The 15,022-nt window shown below is 67.3% G+C and carries 12 protein-coding genes; 3 read left to right on the top strand and 9 right to left on the bottom strand.

Annotation, left to right across the window (positions count from 1 at the left end; all coding sequences use genetic code 11):
- Positions 1 to 49 precede the first annotated feature (49 nt).
- The 5 genes from ACH3VR_RS01660 to ACH3VR_RS01640 all read right to left on the bottom strand — a co-directional run bounded on the left by ACH3VR_RS01660 (position 50) and on the right by ACH3VR_RS01640 (position 8,242).
- Positions 50 to 2,983 carry an immunoglobulin-like domain-containing protein gene (locus ACH3VR_RS01660; RefSeq protein ID WP_396639008.1) on the bottom strand — a complete coding sequence of 978 codons (2,934 nt, stop codon included), beginning with the start codon at positions 2,981 to 2,983 and terminating at the stop codon, positions 50 to 52.
- A gap of 180 nt (positions 2,984 to 3,163) precedes the next feature.
- Entirely contained in the window at positions 3,164 to 4,093 is a 930-nt protein-coding gene (locus ACH3VR_RS01655) for a carbohydrate ABC transporter permease (protein ID WP_396639007.1), read from the bottom strand.
- Entirely contained in the window at positions 4,090 to 5,172 is a 1,083-nt protein-coding gene (locus tag ACH3VR_RS01650; RefSeq protein WP_396639006.1) for a carbohydrate ABC transporter permease, read from the bottom strand. The genes ACH3VR_RS01655 and ACH3VR_RS01650 overlap by 4 nt, the downstream gene beginning before the upstream one ends.
- Before the next feature lie 89 nt (positions 5,173 to 5,261).
- Positions 5,262 to 6,578 carry an extracellular solute-binding protein gene (locus tag ACH3VR_RS01645; protein WP_396639005.1) on the bottom strand — a complete coding sequence of 439 codons (1,317 nt, stop codon included), beginning with the start codon at positions 6,576 to 6,578 and terminating at the stop codon, positions 5,262 to 5,264.
- A 41-nt stretch (positions 6,579 to 6,619) separates the two neighbouring features.
- Positions 6,620 to 8,242, bottom strand: coding sequence for a GH39 family glycosyl hydrolase (locus tag ACH3VR_RS01640; protein WP_396639639.1), 1,623 nt, complete (start codon positions 8,240 to 8,242; stop codon positions 6,620 to 6,622).
- Positions 8,243 to 8,427: 185 nt separating this feature from the next.
- Here ACH3VR_RS01640 and ACH3VR_RS01635 point away from each other — a divergent pair, with 185 nt between their 5' ends.
- The gene (locus tag ACH3VR_RS01635; protein WP_396639004.1) at positions 8,428 to 9,474 is read left to right on the top strand and encodes a LacI family DNA-binding transcriptional regulator; all 1,047 of its coding nucleotides are present in this window, start codon (positions 8,428 to 8,430) and stop codon (positions 9,472 to 9,474) included.
- A gap of 146 nt (positions 9,475 to 9,620) precedes the next feature.
- A complete protein-coding gene (locus ACH3VR_RS01630) occupies positions 9,621 to 10,760 on the top strand; it encodes an endo-1,4-beta-xylanase (RefSeq protein ID WP_396639003.1) in 1,140 nt (379 codons plus the stop codon).
- A gap of 86 nt (positions 10,761 to 10,846) precedes the next feature.
- Here the strand turns inward: ACH3VR_RS01630 and ACH3VR_RS01625 are convergent, their stop codons facing one another.
- From ACH3VR_RS01625 to ACH3VR_RS01610, 4 genes are read right to left on the bottom strand one after another with little or no spacing between them, the layout of a single operon-like run.
- Positions 10,847 to 11,863, bottom strand: a complete 1,017-nt coding sequence (locus ACH3VR_RS01625; RefSeq protein WP_396639002.1) for a zinc-dependent alcohol dehydrogenase — start codon at positions 11,861 to 11,863, stop codon at positions 10,847 to 10,849.
- A gap of 25 nt (positions 11,864 to 11,888) precedes the next feature.
- Positions 11,889 to 12,896 carry a cyclase family protein gene (locus tag ACH3VR_RS01620; protein ID WP_396639001.1) on the bottom strand — a complete coding sequence of 336 codons (1,008 nt, stop codon included), beginning with the start codon at positions 12,894 to 12,896 and terminating at the stop codon, positions 11,889 to 11,891.
- Positions 12,897 to 12,942: 46 nt separating this feature from the next.
- Complete coding sequence (locus ACH3VR_RS01615) at positions 12,943 to 13,143, bottom strand: ferredoxin (protein ID WP_396639638.1); 201 nt, start codon at positions 13,141 to 13,143, stop codon at positions 12,943 to 12,945.
- A gap of 2 nt (positions 13,144 to 13,145) precedes the next feature.
- Positions 13,146 to 14,312 carry a cytochrome P450 gene (locus tag ACH3VR_RS01610; protein ID WP_396639000.1) on the bottom strand — a complete coding sequence of 389 codons (1,167 nt, stop codon included), beginning with the start codon at positions 14,310 to 14,312 and terminating at the stop codon, positions 13,146 to 13,148.
- Between the two features lie 151 nt (positions 14,313 to 14,463).
- Between ACH3VR_RS01610 and fdxA the strand changes: the two genes are divergently transcribed.
- A complete protein-coding gene (fdxA, locus tag ACH3VR_RS01605) occupies positions 14,464 to 14,772 on the top strand; it encodes a ferredoxin (protein WP_396638999.1) in 309 nt (102 codons plus the stop codon).
- Positions 14,773 to 15,022 lie beyond the last annotated feature (250 nt).

Genomic DNA, 15,022 nt, shown 5'->3' with positions numbered 1-15,022 from the left:
TGAGCGCGGTGCGGGGAGCCGCGCAAAGGCGACTCCCCACGGTGAGCGCTTATGAAGCGCAGGGAGGAACCTGGTAGTCGACCTTGTAGATCGACTGCAACTCCTCGCTCTTCTTCCCGGCTGAGACGGTCGCCGTGACCGACCCCGCGTCGATGGAGGCCTGCCGTGTCGTGAAGACCGACGAGACGCTCTTCCCGGCGGGGATCGCCCCGACCTCCTTCGTGCCGTACGCCGTCTCGATCTGGACACCGATCTGGCGGTCCTCGTCGTTCGCGACGGTCACGACCAGCGTGACCTTGCCGCCGACGCAGCGTGCGGCGATCGACACCTTCGCATCGACGGCGTGCGCGACCTCGAAGGACGCCGTCGCCTCCGACGCGCTGAGGATGTCGAACCCGAGGTACTCGGCCTTCACGCTCTGGGTACCGGGTACGAGTCCGGCGGGGATCGTCGCCGATGCCGCGCCATCCTGAAGGTAGACGGTCTTCGACCAGTCGCCCGCGCTGAAGCGCACCTGACCGCCCGTCTCGAATCCGTCCGCGGCCGCGACCTTCGCCGTGACCTCAGCGGCTTCGTCCTCGCGGACGTCGTCGACGGAGACCTCGACCGTGGTCGCCACATCCTCGTTCGGGATGCCGCGGATGCTGTTCCACTCACGCAGCGTGATCGGCAGCACGGTGCCGTGACGCGGGCGCGGTACACCCGCGTTCGTCATCGTGATCGTCTTGGCCTGCCAGGTCGGCGCCTCGATGTTCGCCTCGCACGCAGCCTGGTAGCCGCCGCCGTTGGTGTAGCGATCGCCCCACAGGTAGAACTGCCCGGGGCACGCCGTGTCGCCGGGGTTCGCCTTGAAGATGACCGGTCCCTCGTAGCCCGCCGTCGCCTGCCACGTGGTCCGGCCGAGCGCCGGCGCGACGGGCTGCCACGCGTTGATGTCGCTGTCGAGGAAGTCCGTGTTCTTCTCCGAGAAGATGTCGGATCCGGCGTTGCCGGCCTCGTTCTTCGTCACGCGGTAGTACTCGTCGCCGACCTTGATCGCCGTCGTGTCGATGCGCGACAGCGGGGCGGGGTCCTGCCAGACCTTCGGCTCGGAGAACGTCTGGAAGTCCCGCGTAGTGCTGAGCCAGATCTGCGCGTTTCCCTGACCGGTCCGGTTGACGGGGTCGTTCCAGAGCGACTGAGCCCAGAAGACGGCGTAGGCGCCGATCTCGTCGACCCACAGCGACTCCGGAGCGAAGGCGTTGCCCGCGTTGTCAGGCGCGACCTTCTCGTGACGTTGCGGCGTCCAGTTCACAAGGTCGTTCGACTCGAACACCTCGATGTACTGCGTGTCGTTGATCGCATACCCGCCCTGGTCGTACCAGTTCAGATCCGTCGCGATCATGTAGAACGTGTCCCCGTCGGGCGAGCGGACGATGTGCGGGTCCCGCAAGCCCTGGTCGCCCAGCTGCGAGACGAGCGACGGCCATCCGCCGGTGAGCCCGGTCCAGTCGAGTGCGGTGTTGCCGTTGGAGGTGGCGAACATGATCTGCTCGCCGTCGGCCATGCCCTCGCCCTTGAAGTATCCGAGGAAGTACCGCTCCTTGTCCTCTTCGCGGGGAAGCGGCTTGATGACGACGTCGAAGCTCTTCTCGCTCTTCGCGTCGCCCTTCGCGACCGTCGCCGTGAGCGTCGCCTTCACCTCGGGGCGACCGTACGCGGGCCGCGTCACCTCGCCGGTCGGCGAGACGAGCTCCGAACTGGACGCCCAGGTGATCGTCGAGCCCCACCGCCCCTCGGTCGGCAGCGTGATGTTGCCGCGGACGTTGTCGGTGGAATGCAGCTCGAGGTCGAGTACATCGCGATCCACCGAGTGGGCCTCGTTGTAGTCCGCCGGGACTGTGATCGGGATCTCCCGCACGGCGACGGAGTCTCCGCCCTTCTTCAGGGTCGCGGTCAGCACCGCCGTGGCGTCGGGCTCGCCGTGCGCCGGCCGCGTGATGACGCCGCGAATCGGCACTTTGCGTGCGCTGGTCGCGGAGGGCGGCGTGACGACGTCGACGACGGACGGGTCGGACGACGCCCAGGTGATCGTGGAACCGGCCACCGAACCGTTCTTGGGAAGGACGAGGTCCTCCACGACGGCGCTGGTGAGGCCGAGGTCGATGGCCTCGGCATCCTGATCCACACCCTCGTCGTTGCCCTGCTGGGCGCGGGTCGCCACCTCGGCGGCGCTCAAGCCGCGATCGTAGACGCGGAAGTCCGACAGCGTGCCGCGGAACGAGTAATTCCCGGGCACCTGCGAGCGCGCCAGGAAGTTGCAGTTCGTCCCCGCGGCGTTGACCGAAGGCGGCGTCGTGATGGCAGTCGACTGCGCGTGCTGGACACCGTCGACGTACAGCGTTCCCGTCCACGTCGCACCGCCGGCGTTGGGCGTCTGGGTGTACGTGACATGCTTCCAGACCCCCTCGGGGAGACGGACGCGGTTCTGCTGGACGTTGGTCGTGCCGGCCGCGACGCGCAGACGCTGCGTGTTCGATGAGAAGAGCTGTCCCTGCTGGCCGGTCGCGGCGTCGCACGACGCCTTGTTGCCGAGACTCCAGATCTGGTGATCCCCCACGTTGGCGGGGTCGATCCAGATGTCGTAGTCCACCGTCACGGCCTGCATGCCGGCCGTCAGGTCGTTCGGCAGTTGGACGTAAGCGCCCGAAAGGGCGTCGGCGTAACCGTCGGGATTGAACCGGATGCCATCCGCTCCGCGCGCCGCCTTTTCAGGATGGACGAGTGTCGCGTTGGCAGCGGCGCCGGCGGAGCCGGTGTTGCCGACGACGGTTCCCGAGGTCTCGTTCAGCTGGAAGCGATGGACGAGACCATCGACGACGTCGTCGTAGGTCGGCTCGGCTGACGCGGGTGAGGCGACGGCGACACCTGCGCACAGCGCGGTGGCGACGATCACCGCCGCCGCGCGCAAGCGTCGCGTTCGGATGAGGGGTGGACTGACCACGAAGTGGTACTCCTTCGTACTGAGCCGGGGACGAGCCCGTGCGTGGCGATTGCTGGGCAGCGAATCGATCGTTAGGTTTATCGATCCACCTCGCATGTTAGCGGTCACAGTTTGCGGATGACAAGCAGAGCCGCACACCCTGCGCTGCCGGCGCGGCGGGTCATCCGTCGGCCCCGTGACTCAGCCCTTGACAGCTCCAGCCATGACGCCCGCGACGAGCTGCTTGCCCGCGATGACCAGGACGATGAGCAGCGGCGCGGCGACCAGGAAGACGCCGGCCATCACAAGCCCGGTGTCCGACGTGAACGCACCGCGCAGCTGGGGCACCACGAGCGGCATCGTGAGCTGCGATCGCATGACGACGGACGGCCAGAAGAAGCTGTTCCACGAGCCGATGAAGGTGAACAGAGCCAGCGTGGCGGCCGCAGGACGCGCGGCAGGCAGCGCGATCGACCAGAAGGTCCGCAGCATCGACGCGCCATCGACCCGTGCTGCTTCGATGAGCTCGTAGGGCAACGCCTCCCTGAGGTACTGAGTCATCCAGAAGACCCCGAACGCCCCCACGAGTCCCGGCACGATGAGTGCGAGCAGGGAGTCGATCCAGCCGAACTGGTTCATCATGACGAACAGCGGGATCGTCCCCACCTGTGCGGGGATGATCAGGGTGGCGAGCACCGCCACGAACAGTGCCTGACGGCCCGGGAAGCGCAGCTTCGCGAAGCTGAACCCCGCGAGCGTCGAGAAGAAGACGACCGAGGCGCTCACGGTGACCGCGACGAGGAGCGAGTTCCCGAAGGCGAGCCAGATGCTGAACTGCTCCGAGGCGAACACCTCGCCGAAGTTCTGCCAGAGGGTGACCGTCGGCAGCCAGCGCGGGAGCGTGCCGACGGCGCGGGTGATCTCGGTCGTCGTCGACGAGCCGTACATGGCCGCGGCATAGAGCGGGAACACCGTCAGGACGAAGACAGCGGTCAGGATGAGGTACGTCGCCAGGCGGGGGCGACGACTCGCGGGATGATGTGAGGCGATCGGACGGCCCCGCGCCGCGCGTTTGGCCGCATAGCGCGCGGCTCCCCGACCGGCGGTGTTCTCGATGAGTGCCGTGTTCATCGGCGGGCTCCTTCCATCTCGGCGGGTGCGAGCTGATCGCCGACGACCGACGATGCTGCGGGGGCGTTCTCGACGAGTCGCCGCCCGCGTCGCCGGCCGGCACGCGTCCGCGGTGCGTCCGACGACGAGATCGAGCGGGTGAGGACGAAGTTGAGCAACGAGATCAACAGGATGATGAACGCGAAGATCCACCCGACCGCGGCCGCTTGGCCCAGGCGGTCCTGCCACTGCCCGAAACCCAGGTTGAACAGGTAGAGCATGACGGTGGTCCACTGGTTGTCGGTGCCCCCGGCTCCGCCTCCGGTGCCGCCGCCGTCGAACAGTCGCGCCTCGTCGAAGATCTCCAGGCCCCCGATCGTCATGGTCAGGATGACGAAGATCAGCGTGGGCCGGATGCTCGGGATGGTGATCGAGAAGAACTGGCGCGCGCGCCCTGCTCCGTCGACGGTGGCCGCCTCGTAGAGATCCCGCGGCACCGCCTGCATGGCCGCCAGCAGGATGAGCGCGTTGTAGCCCGTCCACCGGAAGACGACCATGGATCCGATCGCGATGTGGGACAGCAGGCGCTCCTGGAAGAACGGCGAGCTGCTCTCCGTGAAGATGCCGAGGGCATGCAGGTTGGGCACGAGGATGCCGAACTGGCCGAACACCTGGCCGAAGATCATGGAGGTCGCCACGGGCATCACGACGAACGGCACGAGGACGCTCATCCGCCAGAATGTCCGCGCCCGCAGGTTCTGATCCAGGATCGCCGCAATGAGCAGCGCGAGGATCAGCTGAGGGATGCCGCCCAGCAGGAAGATCGAGATGGTGTTCTCCAGCGATCGCCAGAACAGCGGCTGCTGCAGCACCCAGACGAAGTTGTCCAGGCCGACGAACGCGCCCATTCCGGTTCGGCGATGCCAGTCGTGCAGCGCGACCACGATGTTGAAGAGCAGAGGGAATGCGCCGAACACCGCGAAGAGCAGGAAGAACGGGGAGATGTACAGGTACGGCGAGAGCTTGACGTCCCAGCGTGAGAGCCGTTGCCCCCAGCCGACGCGCCGCACCGGGCGAGCGGCCGCTGAAGTGAGAGCCATCCTTGGAGCCTTTCGTGGTGTCCGTTGCCGAAGCAGGTGACCGCGGCCCGACGCGCAGAGAACGGGCGCCGGGCCGCGACCGGTGACGATCAGTCGGCGGTGTCGAAGCCGAGCGCGTCGAACTGGCTCACCACGGAATCCCACGCCTGCTGCGCCGTGGCACTCCCCGACTCCACCTGCCGGATGCCGTCGGTGACGAGGGTCTGGATGCCGGCGAAGTTCTCGCCGCGGTAACCGCCCGCCGCGGCGTCGCCCGCCGCTGCGGCCAGGTCGCCGTAGATCTGCCCGAGCTTCTGTCCGCCGAAGAACTCGTTCTGCGTCTCAGCGATGTCGGGGCTCGCGATCGCGTCCACCTGGGAGGGGAACTGTCCCGTTTCGTGGAACCACTGCACTGCCGCGTCGGGCGAGGTCAGATAATCGGCGAGCTTGACCGCCCAGCCCGTGTGCTTGCCCGACGCAGGGACCGCGAAGAAGGACCCGCCCCAGTTGCCGCCGCCATCGGGGAAGGTGCTCGAGACGCGCCAGCCGGGGATGCCGGCGGCGTTGTCGGCGATGATGCCGGTCATCCACGCGGGAGTGACCACGGTGGCCCACTGCCGGTTCTGGAAGCCCGCGCCCCAATCGGCGTGACCGATGGGGATGCCCGCCGAGATGCCGTCTTCCGCCGCATCGGCGAAAGTCATGAACAGGTCCTTGATCTCGGCGTTGTCCGCCAGGTTGTAGGGCTTGCCCGACTCCGGATCCTCGAAGGCGGCCGGCATCAGGTTGATCGCGGCCTGGAATGCACTCGAGAGCGAGTCGATGAAGTAGTTGCCGGAGGCCGCGACGTACTTGCGACCCGCATCGAGGAAGGACTTCCACGATGCCGCGTCGCCCCCGATGAACTGGGCGAAGGAGTCGTCGTCGGTGGCGACGCCCGCCGCGGCCATCATCTCCTCGTTGTACGCGATCCCGAGCGGGCCGATGTCGGTGCCGTAACCCGTGATGGCGCCGTCGACCGAGCCCTGCTTCTCTTTCCAGTCGACCCAGCGGCCCGGGATCTCGGGCAGTTCCACCCAGTCTTCCGGCACCGCCATCATCTCGGTCCACCAGTCCAGCTCGATCAGGTGCACATCCGACAGCCCGGCGCCGCCGGAGGCCAGTCCGTTGCGCAGCACCGTCTGAGCCGAGGCGCCGTCCGGGAAGGAGTCCACGACGACCTTGATCCCGTACTTCTTCTCGAACGAGGCGAGCAGCTCCGGCGGGAAGTCCATCCAGGCGGCGACGGTGAGCTTGTCGGGCTTGTTGTCTTCTGTGGCCACCTCACCGCCCCCACCGCCATTGCCTCCGGCGCTGCAGGAGGTGATGGCGACGGTCGTCAGTGCGGCGGCCGCGACGGTCGCGGCGATGCGCTTGCTGATTCTCATTTCTGGTCCTTTCGTGACGTCGTTGTACGCGGATATCCGGGTCAGGGGGTGAGCTGGGAGATCGACATGACGGCCCAGGGGTCCAAGGTGATGTCGATGTGGAGCACGCCGTCGTCCCCCACGGCGATCGTGCTTCGATCGAGGTCGTCGGCGATCATCATGAGTTCGGCTACCTGCTCCCGGCTGAGGTTGAGGGGCTCTCCCCGCCGATGCCAGGCCTCGGTGACGTTGCCGTGGATCTGATCGAGGATCTCGACGGCGTAGACGTGTCCCGGGACGAGCCCCGCGATGGAGTGACGGATGCGGCGCGCCGGACCTTCTCCCGCGAGTCGGAGCGTTTGGGCGTAACTCGTCGCATCCCCGACGGACCGTGAGCCCATCGACTCGGGGTAGTTGAAGAACACGGCCGAAACCGCGTCGTCGGCCGTCCGCGTGATGATCCCGTGGTCGGTCTGGAGCGCGATCCGGCGGCCCAGCCGATTCAACATGGCCATCGCGTGGAATGTCGGCTTGTGGATGCCGTTCTCGTTGACGAATCCGAAGCCACCGTGGAAGGGCCCGATGCCCCCGCCGCCTTCCTCGAAGACGTCGGTGAAGGTCCAGTACGAGATCGAATCGGCAAGGTCGTGGGACTGCAGGAATGCGCGCACGATGTAGGTCGCGGCGAAGACCGTGTCGTGCATGAGGTCCCGGCTCGACGGGGAGGTCGACCATTCGGTGACGTGGAGTTCGGCATGCGGATACGGAGAGTCGGCGATGATCCGGCGCATGACGCGCAAGTCATTGCGCGTCGCGTCTCGGTTGCGGCTGATCGACCGGCCGGCACCCTGCGTGTCGAAGGCGTAATCGGTGGGGTAGAGGTGCGTCGAGAGGAAGTCGATGGGCAGATCCCGCTCCGCGCAGTAGGCGATGAACTCGTTGATCCACACGGGTTTCCAGGGCAGGACGTCGGGGTCGGGCGCTTCCGCCGTCTCGGCCTCCACCGATCGGTCGTGATATTCGCCGTCGTATCGGGAATCGGGTACGAAGACGGATGACGAGGGGCCACCGACCTTGAGCTCGGCGTCGATCGCTTTGAGCGCGGTCGCGGTCGCCTCGTAGAGGGCGAAGTACTCGGTGCGCGTACCGGTCCAGAAATGCGGCACGAGATTGGGCTCGTTCCACACTTCGAACGGCCAGGTACGCACTTCGTCGAGACCGTAGCGATCGATCCAGTGCCGGACCGTTGCCGTGACGAGGTCGGTCCACGCTGCCATGTCGTTGGGCGGGCTGCAGTGCGCCTTCCACCAGAACACCGTCTCCGTCTGCGTGGCGAGCTCGACGGGCATGAACCCGAGCTCGACGAAGGGCCGGGCGCCCGTGTCGAGGATCGCGTCGAAGACCTTGTCCACGTAGGCGAACGTGAAGACCGGCTTGTCGAGCGGCGTCGCGGGACCGAAGCCTCCGCCGCGGGAGGCCCTGTACACGAACATGTCGTCGTGGAAGAGCCCGTGGAAGCGCACGTGACGCGCGCCCAGCGTCGAAACCGCTTCGCGGAAGTGGTCCTGCCAGTCCGCGCGCAGCGCCTCATTGGCACGACCGGCCCCCAGACAGACGCTCCATACGTGGTGCAGCGGCGCTTCCACGGACGGTGCGCCGTCGATGATGAGTGCGGGCGATGTCACGACGGACAAGGACGACCTCCTTTGGTCAGGATGAGGGGGAAGTTCTTGCGAAACTGTTTCGCAACTTGTATCGTTTACAACGATAGAGATTGCGTGAGGCGGATGTCAACGCTTCCCGAGAATTGAGCCCGTATGCCAGGTGATATGGTTCTGAGACTCGAAATGATTTCGAAGGATGGGCAGTCGTGATCCAGAAGTCGAAGGGGCAGCGCGCCACGCTCGCCGACGTCGCCGCGGCCGTAGGCGTGTCCAAGGCGACGGCATCCAAGGCGCTCAACGGCCGAGGCGACATCTCCGATGACACGCGGGAGCGGGTGCTCGCCGCCGTCGCCGACCTGGGGTATCGGTCGACCACTGGGGCGGGGGTGCCGTCGGACCGGCACGCACTCGCCGTCGTCTTCGACATCCCGGCGTCGCCCTACATCCTCGGCGTGCTCCAGGGTGTGATGGCCGCGGCCACCGAGGGCCGCATCGACCTGCTCGCGCGACTCGCCCCCGCTCGGGCGGCGCGCACCCAGCGCGCCGTGGCTCGGGCCTGGGTGGCCGATCAGCAGGCTTCGGGGGTCGTCGGCATCATCGGCCTGACGCTCTCCCACCCGGACGGACTGATCGAGGCGGCGAGCAACGCGAACCTGCCCTTCGTCATCGTCGACCCTGTGGACACGGACCATCGGCGGATGGTGAGCGTCGGATCGAGCAACTGGGCAGGCGCGCGCACCGCCGCCGAACACCTCATCGAGCTCGGACACCGCCGGATCGGCTGGATCGGCGGTCCCGATTCCTCCGCCGCTGCGCGCGATCGCCTATACGGCTACCAGGCGGCACTGGACGCGGCCGGCGTCGGGATCGACCAGTCGCTCATCAGGGCAGGCCAGTTCGACACACCTACCGGCGTCCACCACGCACGCGACATGCTTTCGTCCGCCGCTCCCCCGACCGCCATCATGGCAGCGGACGACGAGATCGCCGTCGGCATCCTGACGACGGCCCATGAACTCGGGATCCGGGTGCCGTCGGAATTGAGCGTGACCGGGTTCGACGACACGCCGCAGGCGGCGTGGACGACGCCGCCCCTCACCACCGTCCATCAGCACCTCGAGGGGATGGGCGCCATGGCGGTGCAGACCATCCTCACGATGGCGGGCGGCCGCCGCCCCTCCTCGCGGCACGTAGAGCTGGCGACATCGCTGATGGTTCGCGACAGCACCGCGCCTCCGGCGGCCGGGCGCTGAGCATGGCCAGTGGTGCGCGCCGACGACCTGATCGAAAGTTTTCGAATTTGTTTACAGGCACGACATATTACCTACGCTAGGTGCGCGGGCAGGAACATCGACCTGCTCGCAGGGCCACATCCCCTCGCCCTATGCAAAGGAGCATTATGCGGGCATCACGTCCCCTCATCGCCGGCGTCCTCGCGCTGGCTTCGGTCGCGGTCTTGCCGACCGCCGCGTTCGCCGCGCCGGCGCCGCCGGCGAACCCCAACGCGTCTGAGCACTCCGCCGTCATCGGCGAGAACTCGCTCCGCGCTCTGGCCGACGAGGCCGGCATCAAGGTCGGCGTAGCGGTCAACACCGATCTGCTCGCCGGCAACGGCAAGTACCGCAACATCGTCAACACCCAGTTCTCCAGTGTGACGGCGGAGAACGTCATGAAGTGGGAGACGCTGGAACCGGCGCAGCGCGTGTACAACTGGGCGCCGGCAGAAGCGCTCATCGCGAATGCCGAGGCGAACGGCCAGGTCGTGCGCGGACACACGCTCGTGTGGCACAACCAGCTCCCGACGTGGCTGACGAGCGGGAACTTCAGCCCCGCCGAGCTGCGCTCCCTCCTGGAGAACCACGTCAAGACCGTCGCGGCGCACTTCGCGGGCAGGATCCAGCAGTGGGATGTCGTCAACGAGATCTTCAACGACGACGGCACGTTCCGGCAGACGATCTTCTCCCAGGCCTACGCGGCGCTGGGACTGTCGGCTGAGCAGTACATCGGCGATGTGTTCCGTTGGGCGCATGAAGCGGACCCGTCCGCACTGCTGTTCTACAACGACTACAACCTCGAGTTCACCGGGCCGAAGAGCAATGCCGCGTACGCGTTCGTCCAGAAGCTTCTTGCTGCGGGTGTCCCGATCCAGGGCGTGGGCTTCCAGGGGCACCTGGACACCCAGTACGGCTTCCCCGACCTGCAGAACAACCTGCAGCGGTTCGCCGACCTCGGCCTCCAGGTGGCCTTGACCGAGGTCGACATCCGCACCTTCGTCACGCAGAAGAACAACGGGACATACACGGACACCCCGGCCGATCCCGCCGAGGGTGCACAGCAGGTCGACTGGTGGGCAGGGACCCTCGAGGCATGCCTCGCGGTCGAGGCATGCACGTCGTACACCGTGTGGGGCGTGTCGGATGCGAACTCGTGGATTCCCGGGTTCTTCACCGGCCAGGGTGCCGGTCTGCTGTTCGACATGCACAACAACCCCAAGCCGCAGTGCGACGCGCTGCGTGAGGTGCTGCGGAACGCCGCCTGACCCACGCCGTTGAAGAGAGGCGCGACCGGAGCCCCTTCGGGGCTCCGGTCTCGCCTGGGTCGTGCGCGACCCGGCCATCGGGCATGTCAGTCGAAGGTGACGACGATCTTGTCCGCGGCGCCCGGCGTCTTCGCGAGCCGGAGCGCCTCGAGCGTCTGATCGAAGGGGAGCGTGTGACTCACGATGAGCGCGTATTTCTCCCAGTTCGCGATGATGTCGTCGGTGACCTCGAAGATCTCGGTCGGGTATCCCATCGACCACACGAGGTTCAGCTCGCTCGTCAGGATCGCGCCGAAGTCGAGCTCGACCGGCTTCTTGTGAACCGCGACGATGCCGAACGTCGCACCGTGCTTGGCCATGCCGGTGACCAGCGGAGGCACGACAGGCGCCCCTGCTGCGTCGAGATAGACATCGGTTGCGGGACGGATGCCGCGGTTCAGCGGCGTCGCACCATCGCCGTGCAGCTCGACCAGGCGAGCAGCGACCTCCTCCTCGGCCGAGTTGACAACGGCGTCCGCACCGATCTCGAGCGCCTTCTGCAGCCGGCCGGGCAGGACGTCGACGACCACGATGTGCGACGCCCCGCGGCGGCGGTAGCCGAGCACCGCACCGAGTCCGATTGGGCCGGCGCCGAAGACGACGACCTTCGCCCCGGGCTTCGGATCGGTGCGATTCACCGCGTGGTAGGCGACGGCCATCGGCTCGTTCAGCGCCGCGACGTGCCATGGGATGTGCTTCGGGATGACGCGGAGCTGGCGGCCGAGCACGGCATCCCTGACCACGACGTGCTCCGAGAACCCGCCCTGCGCTCCCCCGGAGCCGAGCAGGCCGTCGGTGAATGCCATCGTGTCGATGACGACGTGATCGCCGACCTCGATGCCCTCCACATCGGCGCCGACCTCGGCGACCTCGGCAGCCGGCTCGTGGCCGAGCGGCGTCGCGCCCTGGCGTGGCGGGATGCCGCCGAAATGCGCGTACATCGCATCGGAGCCGCAGATCCCGCACGCCTTCATCTTCAGCAGCACGTCTGCCGCGCCGGCCGTCGGGCGGTCGATGTCGACCCAGGCCTCGGTGTCGGGGCCGGTGACGTGGACGGACTTCATGAGATCGCTCCTCGAGGTTCGGGACTCAGTACAGCAGCAGGGGGTTGATCAGCACGCCGGTCGAGCGGTGGATCGCCGTCGGCGCCGCCACGATGAGACCCGTGTGGACGCCTGCCGAGGTCAGCTCGGCGACGGCGGGCCCGAGCAGGCAGTTGTCGACGAGGCACAGCCCGATCGCGTAGATGAGGTTGTGCACCTCCAGCGCACCGCCGGGGTTGTCGCGCGCGTCGTGGAAGTCCCACAGCACGAGGCCCGGCTCCTTCGCCGCGATCCAGCGTGCGCCGTCCTCGCCGATGCCGGGCCGCGTGACCGCCGCAGCTCCGCTCGGGTAGACATGACCGGCGGCCTCATAGCGGTCACGGCCCTGGTAGATGACGAGCGCGTCCCCGACCTGCAGTTCGATCCCCGTCGCGGCGAGCGCGGCATCCAGCTCCTCGCCGGTCACCGGGGCGCCCGCCTCGACCCATTCAGCGCCGCGGACGGCGGTGATGTCGAGCACGACGGCGCGCGTTGCGATGCCGTGCTGCGCCCAGTTCACGATCGTGTCCTCGTCGGTCTCCGAAGCGGACGCGGGGATCGGACCGTGCCACGAGGCATCCGCTCCGATGTGCGCGAGCCCGTCGAGGTGCGTGTTGTGCACGCCGTGCGCGTCGAACGAGATGACGTCGCCGCCGTGGACGTGCCGCCCGTGCAGCCCGACGGTCACCTGCAGGTCGACGGAGCCGTGCCCCTCGGGCAGATCGGCGTTGCCGAGCGCGCGCCACTGCGCCTTCTCGGCCTCGGCGACCGCGCGACCGGCGGCGAGCCGGCCGGGCCGCGTCTCGACTTCGCGTTCGAGCGAGATCGCGCGGCCGCGGCGCACCTGGGCGACGCCGCGCAGCCGGGCGGCCTCGTCGATGAGCGCCACCGATCCGCGGCACTGCACGTCGGCGATGTGCCGCGCCTCTTCGTGGCCGTCGGCGATCTCGCGCAGCCAGGGCGCGAGGGGGTCGGGCCCGGTGACTTCGGGCGCGACGGTCTGCTGCATCGTCATGGGATGCTCCGTTCCTTCGTTGGTGTCGGGGTCGGGCGCTGCCCGGTCAGGCGGTCTCGAGCAACCTGAGCGACCGGCTCGGGCAGACCTGCACGGCTTCCCTGGCTCGAGCGATCTCGTCGGCCGACGCAGGTTCTGCGCCGACCACGAGCACGATGCCGTCGTCGTCCTGGTCGAACGCCTCGGGCGCAGCGAAGACGCACTGACCCGCTCCGATGCAGGTGGACCGATTGGCGTGGATCTGCATCGTCACCACGCCACCGGGAGCGAGTACACGCCGTAGTTGGGGCCGTGCTCCTTGAAGGGGATCTCACCGAACGGCACGGCGAGCCGAAGCGTCGGGATGCGGCGGATGACGGCCTCGAGCACGACCTCGAGTTCGAGACGGGCGAGGTTCTGGCCGAGACACTGGTGCGGCCCGAATCCGAAGGCGACGTGGTTGCGTGCGCCGCGCGTGAAGTCGATCCGGTTCGGGTCGTCGAACACATCGGGGTCGCGGTTGGCGACGTGACCGAACGCGTAGACGGCTTCACCCGTGCGGATGAGCTCGCCGCCGACCTCGATGTCGGCGGTGGCGAGCCGCTGATGGCCGACGTCGGCGATCGTGAAGTAGCGCAGCAGCTCCTCGACGGCACCCGGGATGAGGTCGGGGCCCTCCCGCAGCTGCTCGAGCAGTTCGGGCTTGTCCAGGAGCGTCGCGATCGAGAGCGAGATCATGTTCGCCGTCGTCTCGTGCCCCGCGATCAGCAGGAGGAAGCCGAGACCCGTGAGTTCTTCGGCGCCTGCGCCGGCCGCGAGCTGACGACTGAGGATGTCGTCGCCCGGGTTCTCCATGCGCGCCTCGACGAGGCCGGCGATGTAGGTGCGCAGGTTGCCCATCGCCTCGAGCTTCTGCTCCATCGACGTGTCGATCTCGACGAAGGTCGCGCTGTTGACCTGGAAGAAGTCGTGGTCCTCGTAGGGCACGCCCAGCAGTTCGGCGATGACGACCGACGGGACGGGCAGCGACAGCGCGGTCACGAGATCGGCCGCGTCGCCGGACGCGAGCATGTCGTCGATCGCCGACTCGACGATCTGCTCGATGCGGGGCCGCATGCCCGCGATCTTCTTCACGGTGAACTCCCCCATGACGCGCACGCGCTGCCGGGTGTGATCGGGCGGATCCATCTCGATGAGGTTCTTGAGCTTCGCCGCGGACGTGTATCCCGCATTCATGGGATGCCCCGGCAGCGAGCGGTCGGAGCTGAAGCGGGCATCGCCGAGCACGGTGCGGACGTCGGCGTGCTTCGTGACCGCCCAGATGAACCCGTCCCTCCACGGCACGCGACTCACGGGATCTTCGCGCTGCAGCCGAGCGAGCTCCGCGGGCGGGTTGTAGGGGTCGACGCGCTGCGTCGAGAAGGTCGCTGTCGTCATCGAGGTCTCCAGTCGTGAACAGCCTTGGCCACTGTGCTTCGGCGATGTATGATTTGAAATCATACGCTTAGAAGTGTCGTAAGTGTAACCGCTCCGGACCCGCGAGTCCATATCGCGGAGCCGGACGAATGACCTCGAGGAGGAGGATCCGATGGCCTTTGTAGTGACCGAGGCATGCGTCGACGTGAAGGACAGGAGCTGCATCCAGGTCTGCCCTGCCGACTGCCTGTTCGAGGGAGCGCGGATGATGTACATCAACCCGAACCTGTGCATCAACTGCGGTGCGTGCGAGGCGGCCTGCCCTACGCAGGCCATACGTTTCGACGAGGAACTCGAGGGTGACGACGTCCGCTTCGCCGACGTGAACGAGCAGTTCTTCGAGGGCCTCGACATCTCGCGGGGCGGCCGCAGGATGGGCCTGATCGAGCACGATGCGGATTACGTGACCGAGTTGCCCTGAGCGCTGCGCACCCGATCGCGAAGGGAGCGGCCCGCCGACGATCGTCGGCGGGCCGTTGTCATCTCCGATGGGCACACAAAATTGAGCTGTTCTGCTCACTCTGAGCCTTACGCCAGTCAGGGCGGTCTTGACAGACCGTCCCTTGTAGGGATCATACGTTCTTTACAACGGAACGCAACACCGAGTGGCCCACCTTGATTGACAGCGCGGCGCTTCCTTGAGATAGTGAAACGCGCGTTTTGTTCAATGG

It is taken from the genome of Microbacterium alkaliflavum, from assembly GCF_044325405.1.
In the GTDB taxonomy this organism is placed as follows: domain Bacteria; phylum Actinomycetota; class Actinomycetes; order Actinomycetales; family Microbacteriaceae; genus Microbacterium; species Microbacterium alkaliflavum.
Note: the sequence above shows the minus strand (reverse complement) of the source record. Positions and strands in the feature narration are given on the sequence as shown.